This window comes from Arthrobacter sp. FW306-06-A (assembly GCF_021870055.1).
GTDB lineage: Bacteria > Actinomycetota > Actinomycetes > Actinomycetales > Micrococcaceae > Arthrobacter.
On the sequence record NZ_CP084552.1, the window covers coordinates 1,237,626 to 1,257,232 of the forward strand.

The 19,607-nt window shown below is 59.3% G+C and carries 11 protein-coding genes; 4 read left to right on the plus strand and 7 right to left on the minus strand.

Going from position 1 to position 19,607, the window contains the following annotated elements; translation table 11 throughout:
- Positions 1–16: 16 nt before the first annotated feature.
- From drmB to LFT49_RS05825, 5 genes are all read right to left on the minus strand, one after another.
- Positions 17–2,107 carry a DUF1998 domain-containing protein gene (gene drmB / locus LFT49_RS05805; protein WP_237430028.1) on the minus strand — a complete coding sequence of 697 codons (2,091 nt, stop codon included), beginning with the start codon at positions 2,105–2,107 and terminating at the stop codon, positions 17–19.
- Positions 2,100–5,312, minus strand: coding sequence for a helicase-related protein (locus LFT49_RS05810; RefSeq protein WP_237430029.1), 3,213 nt, complete (start codon positions 5,310–5,312; stop codon positions 2,100–2,102). Before LFT49_RS05810 ends, drmB begins: the two co-directional genes overlap by 8 nt.
- 9 nt (positions 5,313–5,321) lie before the next feature.
- Positions 5,322–7,130, minus strand: coding sequence for a UvrD-helicase domain-containing protein (locus tag LFT49_RS05815; RefSeq protein WP_237430030.1), 1,809 nt, complete (start codon positions 7,128–7,130; stop codon positions 5,322–5,324).
- A complete protein-coding gene (locus tag LFT49_RS05820; protein ID WP_237430031.1) occupies positions 7,120–11,784 on the minus strand; it encodes a DEAD/DEAH box helicase in 4,665 nt (1,554 codons plus the stop codon). The genes LFT49_RS05815 and LFT49_RS05820 overlap by 11 nt, the downstream gene beginning before the upstream one ends.
- Positions 11,785–12,061: 277 nt before the next feature.
- Positions 12,062–13,246, minus strand: coding sequence for a DNA cytosine methyltransferase (locus LFT49_RS05825; RefSeq protein WP_237430032.1), 1,185 nt, complete (start codon positions 13,244–13,246; stop codon positions 12,062–12,064).
- Here LFT49_RS05825 and LFT49_RS05830 point away from each other — a divergent pair.
- Positions 13,245–13,754 (plus strand): hypothetical protein, encoded by a 510-nt coding sequence (locus LFT49_RS05830; RefSeq protein ID WP_237430033.1) that lies wholly within the window; start codon positions 13,245–13,247, stop codon positions 13,752–13,754. The genes LFT49_RS05825 and LFT49_RS05830 overlap by 2 nt on opposite strands.
- On the opposite strand, the gene LFT49_RS05835 is transcribed toward LFT49_RS05830, so the two are convergent.
- Together LFT49_RS05835 and LFT49_RS05840 are read right to left on the minus strand one after the other, a co-directional pair.
- A complete protein-coding gene (locus LFT49_RS05835; protein ID WP_237430034.1) occupies positions 13,732–13,959 on the minus strand; it encodes a hypothetical protein in 228 nt (75 codons plus the stop codon). The genes LFT49_RS05830 and LFT49_RS05835 overlap by 23 nt on opposite strands.
- Positions 13,960–14,004: 45 nt before the next feature.
- Entirely contained in the window at positions 14,005–15,342 is a 1,338-nt protein-coding gene (locus LFT49_RS05840) for a hypothetical protein (RefSeq protein WP_237430035.1), read from the minus strand.
- A gap of 281 nt (positions 15,343–15,623) precedes the next feature.
- Between LFT49_RS05840 and LFT49_RS05845 the strand changes: the two genes are divergently transcribed.
- The 3 genes from LFT49_RS05845 (at position 15,624) to istB (ending at position 19,580) form a co-directional block, all read left to right on the plus strand.
- On the plus strand, positions 15,624–16,208 hold the full coding sequence (locus LFT49_RS05845) for a DUF4230 domain-containing protein (protein WP_237430036.1): 585 nt from the start codon (positions 15,624–15,626) through the stop codon (positions 16,206–16,208).
- A gap of 1,036 nt (positions 16,209–17,244) precedes the next feature.
- The gene (gene istA, locus LFT49_RS05850) at positions 17,245–18,795 is read left to right on the plus strand and encodes an IS21 family transposase (RefSeq protein ID WP_237430037.1); all 1,551 of its coding nucleotides are present in this window, start codon (positions 17,245–17,247) and stop codon (positions 18,793–18,795) included.
- On the plus strand, positions 18,792–19,580 hold the full coding sequence (gene istB, locus LFT49_RS05855) for an IS21-like element helper ATPase IstB (protein WP_237430038.1): 789 nt from the start codon (positions 18,792–18,794) through the stop codon (positions 19,578–19,580). The genes istA and istB overlap by 4 nt, the downstream gene beginning before the upstream one ends.
- The last annotated feature ends 27 nt before the right edge of the window (positions 19,581–19,607 follow it).

Genomic DNA, 19,607 nt, shown 5'->3' on the forward strand with positions numbered 1-19,607 from the left:
CCCCACCCACCTCGCCCTAATAAACCTTGTCCGCCAGCTTGTCCGCGAGATCAGAAGGTGCGAAGTCCTTCGTGTGATACGTGGTCCACCCCTGCTCCGCAAGCCAGTCGTCCCGTTCGTCGTCGCGGTCCACGAGTACTGCCACTCGGGAGGAAGGCCACAACAGATCTACCTGCCACTGGTTGTCTGGGCCGATGTCTGCCCCCCAGTCTCCGAGCTCTACCTCGACTTCTACAAGTTCGGGAATCAGTTCCTTCAAATCGTGACTGGATTCGGCAAAGACGGTCAGCCAGGCGCTCTGCCGGACGCTTTCCGGAATGCCCAAGTCTTCGGCAACGGAGGATTTCCCTGAGGCCTCGACGCCAAGCGTCCCGAGAGGATTCAACTGTGCCCATTCAATAAAACCGAGCCCAATCTGCCCGTGCACGCCGAATAGGGTGCCCCGGTCCAAATTGGAATTGAACAGCTCGCAGCTAGTTTCCGGGACGAGGACGCAGCAATGGCAGGCTGCGAGGTTGCGCGCGTCAGTTCCTGATCCTCGCGACTCGATGCAGACAGGGTCGGCCGAGCACCACGATGTACGGAACAAGCCTTCATCCAGTGCAGGACCAAGCCGCTTAGGGCTCGCCTGCGCTGCGATGCCACCCAGGCTGCCGGCCGAGTCCGATGAGGCCGTGTAAAGAAGCACTCCGACCTGATCCTGACCCACATAGAGACGTTCCCGGATTGAAGATGCCGGGTAGCCTGCGTCGAGGGAAAGCTGGTCGATGATGATGTGGGACAGTGTGTGGACCAGGGTTTCCACAATGCTCACGGGGGCGGGGTCCAGTCCCCGCTGCTTCGCTGCACGCTTGGCATTGATCCACAGAGTGTTTTCCCGGCTTGCGGCGAAGTCAGTTTTTGCCCACGCTTCAACCTGTGACCTGTCCAGGGCTACGAAGAGTCCCTCGCCGAGCGTCTCGATTGCGGGCAGCCAGTTCTGGCGGTTGTCGTCAGGGGAGAGCGGTGACAGCTTTGCGTCGGGCTTGTCCTCGCCTCTTGGTTGCAGGCGGCTGAAACCGTAAAGCGCCCGTACTTCCCTTAGCCGGGTGATTTTTCGTGCGGCCTTGATCCAATGCTGGTGGGCGGCCGGTACGGCTACTTTTTCAGCGACAAAGTCTGTGTCCGGGCTGTCCTTCCGGCCGTTCATCAGCGCAAGGAACTCTTGCTCACGAAGCTGGTCTTCCGATAGCTCGGTCTCTTCACTGCCGTGAAACTGGCGTCTGATTTCCGCCCGCAGCTCGTCCACAGAGAAGCGCCCATCAAACTCCTGAACAACGCCCTCCAAAACCCACGCGGACTCCGGTTCAAGTGCCTGTGGTTGGCTGAGTTGTGAAGCCTTCGACGTCACGACCTTCGCCAGGAACTCCGAGTACGGAGGAATCGAGATTGCAGATCTGACTACTGGAAACCAGACGTTAGATGCACCACGCTGCACGGTCTTTGGAGGCTTACCGCATTCACGCTCCCTGTATCCCCAGCCGAGCCATGGCCGGTTCCCCTGGCATTTCATCTCCTTCAAGGCGATGGAGTTGAAGGCGTCGGCCATTGTCCGGGATTTTCCGCATGAACACCGGACCACCATGTCGGCCAGGGAAGACGTCCGGCCTTCCGAGGCAAGCGAGAGCAAGTGGTTGGCATCCTCTGTCGGAGTGAAGCCATGAACCCAATAGGAATAGGGAAAGTCGTCGATATGTCCGTCCTCGCATGCGACGACGAATCGCGATGGAGTTAGTGGTGCCAGCGACTTACATAGGCCACACTTGGGATCCTCGTAGGACGCTTGTAACTGCTGGATCTTTCCGAGGCGGTTGCAGTTGGGACAAACAAGCATCTGCGGGAAGCGAACCACGGGGATCTTCCCGCGGGCTCCTGCCGGGGGAAGCAGGAGCTCAGACACTCTCAAGCTTCTGGCCAGACGTGGCTCACTGACTGGCTTCAAATGCTTCCGGTCCCACTGATCGATGCTGGTGATCATGAAGCTGTTGTTTTCGGCTGGGAACAGGCTGCCGACTCCGAACGTGGAGATCAGCTGACTGCGCCGGGCGGCATAGGTCTTTTTAGCCAAGGGTGGCATCCTTCCTCATTGGGGCCGGCCGGAGTGCGGTTTCTGCGTCAACGTCGCGCATGCTGCGGGGCGTGGGCCAGGGAATGGTGCTTGTGCTGTAGACGAAGTCGGGATCTTCAAGGGCTTTGCTGGAATCGATGAGCAGCGACCGGGGTGAATTTCGCTTGCCTTCGTAAGGCAGATCAGCGTCAGCAAGGGCTGCTTTCCGCCATATATTGAGAAGTCGCTCCAACTCTTCGCGCGTGGCTGGTGCCTCATCTTGGTCCAAACACTTATCGATTTCTGCGACTCGATTCCCAACGAGTGAGAGGATTTGGTCAACTACCTGGGATTCGTTCCGTACATTTCCAGCACTAGTCCGGAGGTCGGGCACAAGCATCCTCAATGCGGATACTAGGACTGCGTGGAGGCCGCGATCCCTGGATCTGGCTGCAAAAGGCGTTGCGCTGGTTGCTTCAACGGCCCTATACAGAGCTCCATGGAAGTCGTTGAAGGATTCGTAGTGTGAGCGGTCCCGTGTGCGCGCTGCGTTGAAGATGGTGACTACCAGGCCCGGGTGCTGTCGCCCGACGCGGCTCGTGGCCTGAATGTACTCTGCGCTTGATTGCGGCTGTCCCATGACTGCCATGAGACCCAGACGGTCGACGTCCAGGCCAACCGAGATCATGTTCGTGGCTAATACGACGTCTTCAGGGACCTGGCTACTCATCAAGCTCTTCTCCAAGGACTTGAGCGCCTCTGGAATTTTGTGGTTTTCAACGCGGCTTGTCAGCTCGCTCAGTTGAATTCCACGCCCCTCCAGCCTGCCTTCGCGTTTCGCCAGGAGATTAAGGCGGGCCCGGACGTCGTCGTATACCTGAAGGTAAGCGGAGCCAAGAACACGGAGACTGTTGAAGTACCCCATTAGCGTCCAGTAGGGGTCACGGTCTTCGGCCGTTGCCGCCTCAATAATGTTGGCCGAGTGCAACAACGAGGCGTAGGTGCGGACCATCAGCGTCGCGTGACTGGTGCCGGACGCGAGCACTCCAACGTATTGGCGTGTCCCGAATTGGTCGGAGGGGGCCTTCTGGGCAAAGAAGGAGTCGTCAGGATCAAGTCCCGGGGGTGGGAAGAGGCTGGATTGTCGGTTGAAGACGGAGCGAATCTGGTCTTGTGCCCTTCGAATCGTAGCCGTGGAGGCAACGATCTTTGGCTTTCTGGCTTCTGAGCCCCCTTCACGCCCGATGCCACTGGCGGCCAAGTCGACAGCCGTTTCGAACAATCCAACGGTAGAACCGAGGGGTCCGGAAATAAGGTGTAGCTCATCCTGGATGATCAGGTCCGGGCCCAGGTCAGTAGGGGAGAGGCGTCCAAAAAGAGTAGCAATTTCGCCCCGCCAAGACATGCCGGCGAACTTGTCGACGGTGCCGATCACCAGCTCTGGGCGCTCCCTATAGACGTCCGTGTCGACTATATGAACTGGAAGGCCGCCAGCAAAGTCGCAAGAGCGATTGGAGCACGTCACAGTCATGCGATCTGTCGGTACCTTGGTGATCCGGTAGTCGTCGACTGTGAGTCGGGTGCCACACCAAGGGCATGCTTCTATCTGTTTGGGGTTGCCTTCGATGACTTCCTGATTGTTCCTGAGCTTTCCGAGATTCGTCCTCGCAGTTGCGATGTCGTTCGGGGTGGCGCCTCCGCCGACCCAGAGGCCGATGCTAAATGGTGCGTCTCCAAGACGATTCTCGTTGTCCAGCCGCACGGACTCGAGCGAGCAGATGAGCATGGCGGCGCGCTCGAACTGTTGGATGGTCAGAAGTCGCAGCGTGTAGCGCATGATCACAGCAACACCGCGAACGCTGTTGTCCCGAAGCCGTCGAAGAAGTAGGAGATAGGCGATAAGTCCGAGATATGCTTCGGTTTTTCCACCACCAGTGGGAAACCAAAGGAGATCGGCTATGTCCCTTTCCTCGTGTTGGTCGTCCGTTAGAGACGGCAGATTGATGAGGATGAAAGCGATCTGGAAGGGACGCCAACTCTGCTCACCAAGTTCGAAATCGCCCTTGGCTCCTTTTCGTACCCAGTCCTGGCGGGAACGCTGCATGTGCATCGCTTTGTTCGCCAACTGAAACGCCTGAAAGGCTTTCTCATCATCGGCGAGCAATCTGATTCCAGCCTTGATGCGAGTGTGGGCGATCCCCGCCTGCGTCATGTGTTCGCCAGCGACCCCGCGCAGGTGGGGTGGCACGTACGCTGGCCCGTCCTGTGTTGCAGATGCAGTCGATGCCGCGATCCAGGTCGAGTAGTCCTCTGCGAGGCGGTTGAGTTCGGCAACGACTTCTTCACGTGGTGCTGCTGCCATGAAAGGCAGCGAGAGATTGGCGGCACTGCCTCCAGCCATGGATCTGTGGACGTCTTGCCGTGGGACAAACGTTGACGAGACTCGTTGACAAAGCCGCCCGTCGACGTCGGACTCTTGTACTTCGATTGCGCAGCCGTGGCCTGCCCCGAAGACCATATGGTTGCGGTAGAGAAGCTCCGAGGACGCCAAGTCTGGGTCGGACGGGACGCTGGTGCGGAGCTTGGAACGGTCTACCAGCGCCGGGACTGGCGTGTGGACTGAAATGCCGGCCTGGAACCAGCACGCCACATCCTTGTCGGAGGCCGGGTCCGGCTTGGGTTGCGTGTTCCGGAGAACAACGGTGACAGTAACAACAGCATCTTCCGGGGCACGCACCAATGCATACAGCTCCAGGGCGCCGCCCTCAAGCAGGTGACGCTGAGGTCCCGATGCAGCAAGATCTACCTCGATCTCGGGCAAATCAGCGGCAGTTCGCTGCCAATCATAGGTGTCACGCCGTTTGCTGCCACTCTCCCTGACGGTAGCTATTGGCGTATAGCGCGCTGCTGTCGGGGTGACAAGCAGGGACGTGGAACGGTTTGTATCCACGGAGACGGTAAGGCCTACACTGCTGGGATAGGTCAGGCGGGCGTTCGCGACGGAGCTGTCCACGGAGGCCTCTCCTGAAGCTGCAGCAACGGACTCTGGCTCGTCAGGGGCTTCCACGTAGGTGTCGTCAGCTGCGGGCCAAAGTACGCCCGTCACGTAGCGCTCCAGTGGACGTTCTGTGATGAGTTCGTCAGGGGCTCCAGGTCCATATAGATCTGTCTCGAGGCGGTCTACCATTTCACGGCGGAAGGCGTACTTAGCCTCTAGTATCGACACTTATTGCTCCTAGTTCTTCGTCCGTGTAATCAAACCGGTCAGCCGAGGGACCAACCACATGCCCGAGGATCCCAACCCCGTCAGCTTCGTTTCTTCCGGATGGCCGGTCGCGCATTCAATTGATGTGACGCGGGCGCCGGTGAATCCTGCTGGCCACTCATGGCTCCGATGGGTCTTGAACGCAAAATTCTTCTTGAGGGCATACGCGAAGGCTTGACTGGTTCGCCCGATAACCTTGCCTTCACTGGTGGTCAATACATAGCGGGGCACGTCGCCTGGCTCCGGTTCGGATTGTAGAGAGCCAGACACAACCTGACCCAATAGGTCATCCAATACGAGGTTGTCCTGGATTGCCTGGGCGTCGCCGTCTGCGGGGTAGTACGGCGAGACGTCATCGATATCCGAGTTGAGGAATTCCATCCGGGCTGTGTATTGCATCCGATTCCTGCCAAAGGCCTTTTCGAGCCAACGCCCTGTGGAGCCATCGGCGTACTGCAGTAGTTTCCTGGGCAGTTTTGTTGAGATGACTTCTTCCCGGGCACGGGTCAGTGCAACGTACTTCTGCTTGAGCGTCGCCTCGTTCTGCTGAGCCGCCGGCGATCCAAACTCGGGCTGCAGATAAAGGACGTTCGTGAACTCAAGCCCCTTGGCCCGGTGAACAGTCGAAAGTATGAGGCTCGCAGTATCCTCCACCGTAAGGGTTAGCGGAATGGACCTGCTGCGGAGTCGCTGACTCAGCTGGGGGACATTCAAGGAGTTGTAAGCCGTGAAATTCCCCTCGGCTGTCTTTAGCGCAAGCCATAGGTCAGCTGCTGAGTCGCCGAAGAGAGCGGTAAGGCGTGACTTGATGTCGTCCGCATCGTACGTTCGGTCTTCGAGGTCTTTGAAGACCTGGTGCACCCACGGCGCCACACTCATGTCCTGAGCTTTACGGCGAACCAGATGCGGATAGCCGTTTTGCCACAGAAGTTCGCTCGCGACAAGGACCTCGTAGTTTGTCGAACAGAGGAGGGCAGTCGTCTCGCCGGCGTTCGGGGATAGCGCCCCGGACTCATTTAGCAGCGAGGTGCTGGACACTTGCCTTCGGAAGTCGTCAAGGAGGCCGTGTGCTGTCTCTGAACCTGAATTATCGAGCTCACCGAGGCTCCGTATTTCGTCCCCCACCGAAATGAGCTCCCTGGTTCGGTCAGTGACCGCTCTATAGTGTCTGGCCAACTTCTGGTGTTCAGCACCAAAATCAGTTTTCAGCTTCTCGATGAGCTCTCCGGAGGTCAGCTTTGAGTCTGACTCTTTCAGCTGGAAATCGTATATACCCTGCAACGGATCCCCGAGCACAGTGAAGCCCAGGTCCTCGCCTAATGCGGCGAACAAGGCCAAGACAAGCTCCGCCCGGTCTCCCACGAGGTCCTGGGCTTCATCAACCAGAATGTGCTTTAGGTGCAAGATGCGGTCGGGTGTCTCTTCGCCGGCAATGTAACGCGTCGCTTTCCTGATCCGCGCATCGAAGCTGTCACTGAGAGTATCTTCGTCCATGTCGATCAGTATTTGCGCGGCAAAGGAGTCGAACGTCCTGATCTGCAAGCCATCCAGGTCATGCACACGAGCACGTTTCCGTACTGCTTCGATGGCGGCTCTTGAGAAACTCAGCACAAGAATCTCGTCGGCCGGATTCAGACCGTCTTCTACGAGTGTTTTTACTCGGGCCAGAAGCACCTCGGTCTTGCCTTGCCCCGCCGCGGCCGTGACAAACAGCCTGTCCTCTGGTTCCGCTTCCGCTACCGCCCGCTGACTCTCGTCCAGCTCAATCTCAGCGAGCACTTATTGCCTCGTTTCTCCACAAATAGTCGAACTGGGTGAACGCCAATTTATGTCCGTAATGGTCCAGATTATCCTTGACGTTCACAATCAAGACTTCTTCGCTGCCGCCGTTACGGGGCCCACGAAGACCGCGCCCGATCATCTGGATGTATTTGTTCGGTGAGAAGGTTGGGCGGCACACGTAAACGGCGTCGACCCTGGGTGCGTCAAAACCCTGGGTGAGCACATCGAAGTTTGTGAGCACCCGGATCTTTTCATTCCGGAAGTCCTCGATAATTGAGCGTCTGTGCCCGAGGTCCGTCTTTCCTGATATAGCGGCCGCCGGAATGCCTTCCACCGAGAGCACAGCAGCAAGTGCCTCAGCGTGCTCTACCGAGGCGGCAAAGACGAGCGTTGGTCCATTCGTCTTGGACGCCTTAATGTGATCCAGAATGGCTTCGTTACGCTGTGTGCTGTCCGCTACTTGCTGGAGGTCGATCCTTGCCTCAAGCATTGAGCTTTGTGACTCCTGATCCGTAGCCGAAGGCATGTCCTTTAGCCTGAGTTCTATCCCCTTCAGTTCCTCGTGGTTGACTCTGGCCAAGACTTCGATTCCCTGCAGGTACTCATGTGCGTTTTCCGCACTGAACTCGTCTGGCTCAATAAGATTCCTGCCGAAACGTGCAACGAGCCGTTCTGTCTCTTTCTCGTTGGAGCCCCGATACGGCGTGGCAGAGAGTCCAAGTAACGATCGCGACTTCTCCGTGTACGAACGGCCCAACCAGGTGAGGACCTGCGTGTACTGAGTAGTCGTTGCTCCATGGGCCTCGTCGATGATGACGAGGTCCGGATCGGACATCCAGTCGTACATCTGGCGCCTGTTCTGGTAGATGCTGAAAAGCGTCTGAATTGTGGCGACGACCAGGTGAAGTTTGGTCTCCTCACGGACGGCTTTGTTGCCGCCCCATAGCCTGCTCACCGCCATCCGTTCGCCAGGAGAACCGGCAGCTTGCCAAACGTATGTCCAGGTTTCGATCGCTTGCTCACAGAGCTCGTCAGACTGCGCAATCCACAGGACCAGACGACGCTGGTCCTTGGGAGTCGAGGCGATATCCCGGATCACTGATTCGACGGCGACGCGGGTCTTGCCGGCACCTGTTGGAAGCTGCACCAAGCCGCGCCGATGCGGAGTTCGCTTAGCCAGAAGGTCGCAAATTTTCCGACTGGTGGATTCTTGGTAGGCGTGGAGTGGCTTAAGACCCATGGGTCCGACAAATTCTTCGCGTTCCGGCTTCCTCTTGATGGATTCGCCGGCGAGTGCCGGGGAAAAGCCGAGTTCCTTGACAAACTCCCGAGCCGTTCGACCTCCACGGAATTGGTCAGGCGTTTCGATTCCAGCCTCTTCGAGCGCAGGTTTGAGAACCTTGAGCAAGCTGCTGCCATGGAGGTTACTGACAATATCGAACATGCGTTCATCGGTCAGTTCCAGGTCCCGGGCTTCAAGCATCTTCATGACAGCTTCGGGAATCAACTCACGGAGGGTTTCCCGACCTACGAGCTCCGCCACTTTGCCAGCATCGGTCTTCTGCTTGTTCACACGTCCAATTCGAGCTTGAGCCTCGTCGTCCTTCTTCAGCTGCCGCATCGCCTGCATGACCTGCGCCGAGGAACGTTTGCTGCCAAATGCACCGAGAATGGTTGTGAGCAAAGCTTGTTCGCCCTGTGGAGCGCGGTAGTAGAGAACGCCATCCTGAAGATAAGACGCCCTTGGCGTGGCCACTGACCTGGAGTCATAGCTGTTCGTCTGCACTTCTTCGACCGAGACACAGGCGACGCATAAAGTCTGAACGGCAACTTCACTGGCCGCACGCTTGAGATATGGGAATCGCGATTTGATACTTTCCGGCTCTTCTCCTTCAACTGGTATGGCTCGAGGCGCGGTGAGGAATTCGACTGCGACGGGTTCGAAACCCCAGTTCTCGGTCAGGGCGACATCCAGATCCGGATGATCTGTGTACAGGACTGGGACATCGGCTGTTTCCACAAGGTAGTCGCGGGACTTAAGATCGGCGGCCAGTACCACGTCTGATGTCAGATAGCGTGTGCTTCGGCCTCCGCTAAGAGGGGTGAGAAGCTCCTTCGGCGGACGCACGTCCAGGACAGCCAAGGCCCCATAGAGCTCGTGCAGCTGAAGCATCGGCAGACGCTGTTCGGCCAAGGAAAGGACGAAACCCCACTGGATCTGGCGAGGATCAGTTGGCAAACGTAAGGCGGTTGCTTCTTCTTCACCCGGGAAGGGCAGGTAGTCGGAGGGTATCCCATCAACTTTGCCGACGCATTGCTTGGTGTCCACCAATCCGAGAGGAGTCTCAAAAGCCCCATGGTTTTTGACCCACCAGAGATCCGGCCCGTCGATCGTCTCAGGAGCTCGAAAACCACTGCTGAATTCAATCTTGGTTGGATACTGTGGACGGGCCAAAATGGTTCGTGTGACTTTCGCCCTGGTTGCGGCTGAGGCAGCAAGTAGAAGGTGAAGGCCATCCGTCGTAAGCGCCTGGTTGAAGCGTATCCCGGCCTCGGAAAGGGGTGCGGGTCCGTTACGAGATGCATCGGCAAGACGGCTTGCCTCAGAGTGCTTCCAGAGTTCGTAGGTTTCACCGGCGCGCGTCATCTTGGCCTCCGCAAGAGACGTCCGAGCTCCTAAGTTCTTCAACAGCGCAATGTCGTGCGCATGGTACTGGTCGTCTACCAGAAGATGCTCATCGCCGATGCTCGTCTGCGGAATCAAACTACCTGCGAGCCATACGTTGGCCAGTTGGCGCCATTTATGGTCGCGGCAACGAACTAAGATCTTTGCGGGCTCAGTTCTCTCGTTGAGTACAGCCAGGCTCTCTGGTACTGCAAGCGACCGGGTAAGCCTCCAGAGAGACTGCGCGAGCTGCGAGTCAGAGTAGTCTTGGGCGACTTCGCTGGCGACTCGGCTGACGACGCCACGGCCATCTTGTGCTTGTAGGTCAAGAGCACGAAGGTAGCTGTTCGCGTTGCCGTGATGCATCAAGTCATACGAAACGATATTGGCCGACTCCTCGTCGGCGCTCATAGGGAGAAATACTCTTGACGTGATCGGGGCTTGAACACTGCCGTCCGACATGAGCACGACTCGGCTCCGCCGCATGGCTGGCCGGTAATCCGCATAGGACTTGTCGATCATGGCGGCCAGCTGCAGAGCGTTCTCGTAATCTTGGAGCTCGCCTCCTGCAGCAACCTCTTCCAGCCATTCTTCGACTGAAGCCCGTTTCAGATTTGCTTCCTGCAGGATGCGCACCACCTGCGGCTCTCGCCCTCGCAATGCAGCGGAGTGCAACCAGGGTCGGTCTACTGGCACCCACGAATCCCACAACGCGGTCAGCCGGGTTGCTTCTTCCAAAACGGGCTGGACCTTAAGTTCACTTGGAAGGCGCAATGTTCCAGACCTGTCCGGCAAACATGGTGCGAAGGGAAGTATCGCGAAGATCGGCTTATTGATCGCTGCGTCTGCCCACGAATAAGACTCTCGGGCACGCGACGGAAGAATGTCGAGAAAGAGGGCCGGGTCAGCATCGGTGCTGAGATCCTTCAGAGCACTGGCCACCATCCGTGGAAGTGTTCTGGTGAGAATCTCCTTGTTGTAGAGGGTTTCCAGTATGCTGTGCCGATCCTCGTTCATTTTGAAGGCGGCGTTAACGATGCCACGAAGAGAGGTTTCGTGCTGCGTAGGGAAGTAGTTCCAGAATCTGCCAAGTTTTTTCCGCTGATTATCGGTTAACGGAACGGCCCAAGTTACATCAACCTGCTTGCGCGCGACGATGCTTCCAGCCTCGATAGCTGCCTGGGTACTGACGACATGTTTGTCGCGGAAGATGCGCCACTCGTTCGTTGCGGTCCCACCACTGAGATTGACTCGGTTACCGTTCCTATCAGCGGACCAGGTGAGCGCGGATCCTTCGATCCGATCTTCGAACTCCAGAGATCCAATCTTTTCGGAGAAGAGAAGAAACTCCCCAGGAAACTTTTTGATCTCGTCGGACAGCCAGGAGACACTACCAGTGAGAGGCAGTTTTACAACAGTGGAGGCCCAAGGGAAGAGTTCGGCGAGAACATCGTCTTCGGCTGCAGCGATGTCTGGGTCCACCGGAGTAGCCAGGCGAAGAATAGGGTAAGTCTCCAGGTTCGGATACAGGCCTTCGAGAAGTTCCCGACTTCGGGTCTGGCTCCACGAGACGGAGCCGCTCCGGCTGTAGATCTTTGGATCGGAGGTTATTTGGATAACCGACTTGAACCCTAACCCAAAACGACCAATCTCATCGTCACGCTTTTCCGATGAGTGGGAGAGCATTAGAGTCCGAAAGCCCGCCTCCGAAAAGGCCTGCCCCTCGTTGGCGCAGTAGAGCGCATCCTCTGTCAAGACCACTTTGATGCGACCACCCGCATCCTTGATGGCGTCGGCCGCATTTTGTATAAGTTCGTTTAGCTGCTTCCGGCCGTAGCCGCCTTGGGAGATAGCAGCTTCAATGTTGCTGTGCTCGCGGACAAGATCAGGACGGGCCCTGTAAGCGTTGAGTGCGCTCTGTGTTTCAGCCGCAACAAACGTGCTGAGCGGCGAAGTCACGCCGGCCCATGAATCCCGAACCGTCATTGGTTCTGTCCCCCACATCGAGATCAGTGCTATCGGCCCCCGCCGAAGTCTTCTCGATAATATCTACCACCAAGATGCGACTTTTTCGCGCAGACTTTTGATACAGCGAGGCTTCTCAGAGGTGCTACACGAGTTAACGGGCTATGGCACTACCTGGGCTGTGGGGACCGCGGCGTTGGGTTGGTTCATGAGCGACCGTCATCAGTCCCAGTGATTCACGATGCGAGGTATGAGAAACGAACACATTTGGGAAGAGAACTTCTGGAGTGACGGTCACTCAGATTTGCGACGATACGAGGCTGGGGGCCCGCCGGGTACGTCCGCCGATTGGTCGTGCCGGCACCGGTCCAGTCCTCGGCACAGGATAGTCGTGGGAACCCTCGTTGTTTTGTGGTGCAGTTTCGCGAGCCGTGTCGGTCCACCGTTTTCTTATCATCGTGTCGAAAAAATTTGCGTCAAGATCTCGACCGAGAGCTGCTGCCAGGACGTGGGCAGCAAGTCGCGGTGGAATGGCGTTACCTATCTGTTGCGAGACGTCCTTGCCCGACCACGGGTAATCGGCGGGGAACGTCTGGAGCTGGCCAGCCTCCGCAAGTGTGAGGCGGTCGAGTTCGTTCCCGTTGAAGAACAACCGGTTCCGGGAAACCTTTCCGGTGACCGTGAAAGCCGGTTCCTTCGAAGTGCGCTGACCTCGGGCCTTTGGGTCCCCGCCGGTTCCATAATTGGAGATCATCACGAAGGGCTCCACCCGGCCTAACGTTTCGCCGATGCTCAGACAGGGCAGCAACGAAGGCCGGCTCGTAAAGGCTTTCACCTCTTTTCTCCTGAATCGGTGATGCGTGGGTGCGGGAAGTACGGGGGTGCGGTGACGGCTCGCGATCAGGATCGCGCGACGGCGCGTCTGCGGCACCCCGTACTCATCTGCGTGGAGTACGCCAGTCACCGTCCCATAACCCAGTGGTTCCAATACCATTGCCATGGCCTCCCACACGGGCAGAACCGCAGGCACCTGCTCCAACACAATAACCTCGTAGGCGTTCCCCGCCTTATGGGCCTCCAATGCCCATCGCAGCGGCTGCAGCACTAGCCCGGTCCGCTCATCATCCAACCTGGCTAGCTCAGTTGTGACGTCGTCCTCGTCGGCCATGCGCGTAATAAAGGACAGGACCCGGTCCAATGCCTTACGACCAGCACCTGCCCCGGCAACGGTGTACGTCTGACACGGCGGCCCCCCGGCGAGAATCGTCGCATGGGGAAACTCGGCGGGACCATGATCCCGTACGTCACCTTGCACGGTTCCAAGCCCGGCAGCCCGCCTGGTTGCGCAAGCATTTTCGTCCCACTCAATGCCGGCCACAGACAATCCCAGCCAGCGTGCAGCGACATCCAGTCCACCAGGACCGGCGAAGAGATCCACCATTTCAGCGTCAGAAAGAGGTGGGTCCGATTGCACGAAGGTCATGGGACACAATCTTATCGGGCGACGGATCACCGATGGGCCAGCATCCTTCCTGTCGACCGCCTTCGAACTCAACAAGGTGAACGGGCAGCGGGCAAGCTTCGTGCTTGGCGTCCTTGATAGCTCTGCCCACTCCCGCGACGCGGACGGCTTCAGCTGGGATGTCTCGGTCGACAGGGAAAGGTGGGATCAATTCCGGCCGACTGGAGCTGATGTGACCAGGAAGCCTGAACACATCAGCGTGGTCGAGCTTCGGAACGCCATGGTTGAGGTTGTCTGCACGACAGGCGGCATCACCGTGGACGAGCTGCACCGGGAAACCATCCGGACGTTCGGCGCGGAGCGCCTGACTGCAGGAGTAGCCACCCGCCTAAATCAAGGCTTGCAATACGGTAGACACTGGGCGGCTGGAACTGCGCGGCGAGTTTGTGCAACTGGCCAGTTAGCGGGAACGCACCCCAAATGGAGGCAGCAGAAGGCCGCCCTGGCTATTTCTTCCGCAGTTTATTAATAACTTCGGCTGCTTGCCGGTAGGCCTCTTTTGCCTCGGGGCTTATTGCTGCCCGATACAACTTCTTGCCGTCCTCGAAAAGCTCACCGGCCTTCGCCTGCACTTCGGGGTCCCTCGCGAGCGCGTAGGCCTTGGCGGCGGTAGCCTTCACTTTCTGCCCGCCGATCTTAAGAGCGGCAGCGGCTTTGTCTGTTCTTCCGGCCATTATTTGCTCCGCATCGTTGGGTTGTGCTGCTTCCGTAGTCGGCAATTACGCAGCGATCGCAGGGAAGACGACGAGTGATCCGTCGCTGTTTCGCTCCATCTCGATGGCGACATCGCCTTGGTGACTATCGGTGTGAAGACCGTCTCCCAGTGCACGAAGGCGATAGGCGGCTTGAAGTAGTTGGTCTACCTCGCCCGGTGTAAAGGCTGGAAGCCGGAATCCGCCGTCGCGCTTCAACTCAAGATTGGCCAGTCGGTGCAAAACCTCGGTGATGCCGGACTCCAATTCGTCGGTGCTGCGCCCGTCGTCGCGCAGTGTTCCGATGAAGCTCGTAAACGGGTTGCTAGTATCCTGCTGGGCGTGATCGACCGCCTGAAGCACGAGCACCCGCCGTTTCAGAGCGATGGCAAGCCTCGCGATTTCCAAGTGAGCTCGAAACGTGCCGCCTTCCTCGGTGACGCCGGGGAACGACTTCTTCAGTGCGCTCACTTCGACTGCGCCGTCAGGCAAGGCATCTAATGCAGCTTCCCACTTCTTCAGCCGCCTACGGGTGGCAGCGATGGCAGTGTTGATCCCGTGCACAGAGGAATCCAAGCCAAGGGAGAAGCCTATTTTTCCCTTGTCGAGGAGAATGGAAGTGGCCTTATCGATTGCTTCGCGGGAACCGTCGAGTTCGTTACGCTCCTTATCGAGGGAGTCCTCGTGCAACTGCTCCAAGAGGTCAGTGATGCGCTCGATGGCTTCCTGACGTTGTTGTTCGGCGTGCGCGCTGACGCCGACGGCCACTGCCATCAGCACGAGCGGCGCCGCTACAGTCAAAGCGCCGGCGCTAGCTACCGCTACACCAGCTGTCGCGGCCGAACCAGTTGCCGCCCCGGCCGCACCTGCCGCACTGGCACCCACAGCTGAGGCTTTACTACAAGCCACAGGGACAAAAGTAGCGTTGGCTACGATACCGTGCGAGTCGCGCAGCGCGCTATGGACGCCTCCTGCAACTGTCTTGGACACCATCGGAGTGACGAGCCCGCTGCCCACCTGGGACGCAACTTTCGCCGGTACCACCATTGTATAAAGCACTTCGCCTGTCTCGGCGAGATTCAGCTTCTGCGGAGCCGATTTAGCGGTTTGCGATACAAGTTGTGCCAGCTGCGTAGCGAGCGGGCTTGCAGCATCAAGCGGGATCCCACCCTTCCGATTGCGTGCTGGAGGCATCGGATGCATCTCAAGCGTGGCGATGGGGGAATCTGCCAGTGCTGCCAACACTGTCCTTAGCTCAGAAAGGCGAGCAGGCGTGAGGCCTTCGCTGCCGAGCACGTCAGTCACGCTAACTTCGGTTGTCGCAAGTGTCCATACCGGCACGAGCGCGTTGTTCTTGTTTGTCATGTGATGTCCCCTCGCAGGCCGAAATTCCGCCTAGGCGGGTGACCCGGCCGCCAGCAGGATTTTGAAGCCCCCGCGTTTCGCTACCGTTCGATCGATATCGTCCCACACAGAGATCCTCAATCACGAAAGTGTCGCGCCCGTGTCTGTCTGCCTCTCTCATTACACTGAAGTTGCATTCAGCACTCCAGCCCAGCTGGGGGCTAACTAACAGGAACGGAACCTATGCCGTTCAAGGCAGATGGGGTCCGATGTCCAGAGTTAGATCGTTCAAGTCCTTCGCAGTGGTGGCGTCGCTGACGGCCGCAGTTCTGGCCGCACTTCTCGTGGCAACGATGCTTGGAGTTGGCCCGATCGCGAACGCAAGTCAAACCGTTCTGCTGAAGTCCGTGAGGGACGTAAGTCAGCTCCATACGGCCATTGGCACCTTCGAACTGGTCATAGAGGACGAGGAAAATATCGGTGGTCTGCCCGATTTTATCGAGGGCCGAAAAACTTTGTTTGTTGCTGTTGGAACCGTGAACGCACTCGTTGATTTAGAGAACCTAGCTGAAGAAGACCTTGCGGTATCCGCTGACGGCAAGTCGGTGACGGTGCGGCTGCCCGAGCCCCAGCTCGACAAGCCCAACATTGACCATGAGCGGACGCGCGTGTACAGCCAAAAGCGTGGGGTCGCGGACCAGATTGTCGACGCATTCGAGGCGCCGCAGCAAGCCAAGTTCTACAGCCTCGCCGAAAGCCGGATAGCTGCTGCCGCGGAGGAATCAGATCTGCAGCAACGGGCCGCTGATAACGCTAAGAGTGTGCTTGCCAACTTATTTGCTTCGCTCGGCTACGAGGTCACCTTCAAGGACGGCGCATCTAGTTAGGGACGGGCTTTGCGAAAGCGCTTGGTTTATGCGTAACCGCGCGAGGAATCAGGCCGTAATAACCTCATCAGCGGTACACCTTGATCCCCACTACGGCCGCGCTCACCACAACTGCACCCTTAAACTGCGCATTCAGCCGCTAAGCTCCGAGTGTTCACCGGACAAAATATTGATGGACGGAAAGCCGAATAACTGATAACGACGAGCAGTATGAGTTTAAAAAAGTGCGCGCGATACGCGCCACAAGCGCCAGCACGATAAGAAAGTGGCAGGACTCCGGCCGGGCGCCCATGTCACGCCGCAGCGCGCTCTATTGGCAGGGATGGGTTCCGCGGCGGTGGCCAGGCATGTCCGGAGTTTTGGCCCGTTTATTGAGTTCTGTGCCGCCCGTGGAGTGCGGACCGAAAAACCAAGGGGATGGTTTGTCGGAAAAGCCGCAGTCACACCGCCAGCCAGAAACATCGCTTGCGCCGCGATTTTCGGAATGGACGGCGCAGCGGCACCCGGACTTGAATGGCGAGTTGACACCCCACGACGTGAGCCCCGATCTCAATCAACGAGTGTGGTGACTGTGCCCCAACGGACATTCTACTCACGACACGCTGAACGCCCGGTCGCGGGGAAGGGTTTGCCAGGAGTGCTTAGGGCCCGGCCTCGCACAGCCGGCGTCCGCAGAGGAAATAGCGTCCTGCCGTAGGTCGTCGCCGTACACATTTGTAGACGACTCCCGCAGCGGCCAAGTCACAGCCTGCCCGCCAGCGTTAGAGGGCCACCACCACAAGTTTTGTATACACGTTTCGATTATTTGCGTTTGGTGACCGTGTGCCGGATGTGGGCCAGGATGTTAGCGGCCATGAAAAACTGCCCATAGGCGGCCACGAAAGTGCCCACTGACGGCCAGTAAAACTGCCCGATGGTGGCCATGAGATCTGCCCACTTCCTTACTGAACCGACCGCGCCTTAAGCGGCGGGAGCCTCTCCCTGGGGTTTGATGACGGTGTCTAAGCGCACCAAGCGAACCAGGAAGAGGCCCTGTATGAAGTCTGACGGAGAAATCATGGAAATTCTTGCTGCCTACGATCTGACCGGATCGTTGCGCGCCACCGCGGAGCTCACGGGCTGCTCGCACCACACCGTTGCCAAACACGTCGCCGCCCGGGACGCCGGCCGGCCGATCGGGGAACCAACGGCCCGGGGCCGGGTCACCGACCCGTACCTGCCCAAGATCGAAGAATGGGTGGAGGCCTCCAAGGGCCGGATCCGGGCCGATAAGGCCCACGCAAAGCTCCTCGCGCTGGGCTATACGGGTTCGGAACGCTCCACCCGACGGGCGATCGCGCAGGTCAAGGCGGCATGGCGGTTGGGCCATACCCGGGTCCACCGGCCCTGGATCACCGAACCGGGCATGTGGCTGCAGTACGACTTCGGCGACGGGCCCCGGATCGGCGGGGTGAAGACCATCCTGTTCGTGGCGTGGCTGGCGTTCTCCCGCTTCCGCGTCGTGATCCCGCTCAAAGACCGGACGGCGCCGAGCGTCTTCGCGGCGCTGGACCGGTGCTTCCGGATCTTCGGCGGAGCACCAACGTATGTACTCACGGACAACGAGAAGACCGTGACCACCGCCCATGTTGCCGGGGTCCCGGTGCGGAACCATCAGACCCTGGACTTCGCCCGGCACTACGGGGTGACCGTGCTGACCTGCCAGCCCGCGGACCCGGCAACCAAAGGCGGAGTGGAAGCATCGGTGAAGCTCGCCAAGGCTGATCTCGTGCCCAAAGACACCAACCTCCGCGACGAATACGGCACGTTCGCCGAACTCGAGGCCGCCTGCCAGGCGTTCATGGACGAGGTCAATCACCGGGAGCACCGGACGACGCGGCGGAAACCCGCGGCAATGCTCGCCGAGGAAGCCCCGCGGTTGCACCGGATCCCGGATACTGCGCACACGGTCGTGTTCGGCCTTGCCCGCACCGTTCCCGAGAACACCCCGATGGTCACCTTCGAAAACGCCCAGTACTCCGTCCCGGCCCACCTGCTCGGGGCCCGGGTGTTCGTCCGAACCCACGGGACCGGGCCCGGCGAGCAGGTCATCATCGTCCACCATGGCACGACCGGTCCGGTTGAAGTCGCCCGCCACGACCGGGCACGGCCCGGCAGCCCCGCCATCAACGACGAACACTTCCCCGGACCCCGGACCAGGGTCCCCGGCGATTACGAGGTCAGGGCCAGGAACGCGGACGAGGCCGCGTTCCTGGCCATCGGCGAAGGCGCCAGAACCTGGCTGGTCGAGGCCGCCGCGGCCGGAACGGCACGGATAAACATCAAAATGGCCGAAGCCGTCACGCTGGCCAAAATCGCCGGCACTGACCAGGTCGACCGCGCCTTGGGCGACGCCGCCCTGCATGGCCGGTTCGCGCACCAGGACCTCGCCTCGATCCTGAACGCCAACATCCGCCGCACCACCACTCACGCGGCCAACGAAGCGAGCTCGCTGACCCAGGGAACCGGCGCGTGGGCCGCGATCGGCAACGCCGCCCTGAACACCACAACCAACACCACCAAGATCACCCCGGAGGAGGCCCGATGAGCCCCGTCACCACGCCCAACACCGCCTCCCCGCCGCTGCCGGCAGACCTGGAAGCGTTGATGCGGTCCCTGAAAATGCCCCATGCCCGGGCGCTGGCCCCGGACCTGATCGCGACCGCCCGCGCCCAGCGCTGGGAACCGGCCGAGGTCATCAGAGCCCTCTTCACCGAGGAAGCCGCTGGCCGGGCCCGGTCCATGCTCGCTTCCCGCCGCAAAGCAGCAGGGTTCCCGACCGGGAAAACCTTCGAGGCGTGGGACCCGGCAGCGTCCTCCATCCCCGCACCGACCCAGCAAGCCCTCCGGACCCTGGAATGGATCACCCGCAGGGAAAACCTGGTCGTCTGCGGGCCCTCGGGAACCGGGAAAACGTTCTTCCTCGAAGCCCTCGGCCAGCAAGCCGTCGAAGCCGGAATGCGGGTCGCCTGGTTCCGGCTTGAGGACCTCGGCGTCCTCATCCGCGCCCACCGCACCGATGACAGCGTCACCCGCGCCGTCGCCCGCATCCTCCGCGCCGAGCTCGTGGTCATCGATGATATTGGTCTGTTACCCGTGGCCACGGACGCCGCCGAAGGCCTCTACCGGGTCGTGGACGCAGCCTACGAAAAACGATCCGTCGCGATCAGCTCCAACCTCCACCCCGCCGGGTTCGATGAGCTCATGCCCAAAACCCTCGCCACCGCCACCGTGGACCGGCTGCTGCACCACGCCCACGTCTGCCAAACCAGCGGCGATTCCGTCCGCCTCACCCAAGCCCTCGCCGGAAAAGGAGTCACCCGACTGAACTGACCAACCCAACGATGGCCAACCCCGCCG

Excerpts from the sequence above, each read along its gene's own strand:
- LFT49_RS05820 (WP_237430031.1), bottom strand. The coding sequence starts at position 11,784 with ATGACGGTTCGGGATTCATGGGCCGGCGTGACTTCGCCGCTCAGCACG.
- LFT49_RS05830 (WP_237430033.1), top strand. The coding sequence starts at position 13,245 with ATGGGACACAATCTTATCGGGCGACGGATCACCGATGGGCCAGCATCC.
- LFT49_RS05825 (WP_237430032.1), bottom strand. The coding sequence starts at position 13,246 with ATGACCTTCGTGCAATCGGACCCACCTCTTTCTGACGCTGAAATGGTG.
- LFT49_RS05835 (WP_237430034.1), bottom strand. The coding sequence starts at position 13,959 with ATGGCCGGAAGAACAGACAAAGCCGCTGCCGCTCTTAAGATCGGCGGG.
- LFT49_RS05840 (WP_237430035.1), bottom strand. The coding sequence starts at position 15,342 with ATGACAAACAAGAACAACGCGCTCGTGCCGGTATGGACACTTGCGACA.
- istA (WP_237430037.1), top strand. The coding sequence starts at position 17,245 with ATGAAGTCTGACGGAGAAATCATGGAAATTCTTGCTGCCTACGATCTG.
- istB (WP_237430038.1), top strand. The coding sequence starts at position 18,792 with ATGAGCCCCGTCACCACGCCCAACACCGCCTCCCCGCCGCTGCCGGCA.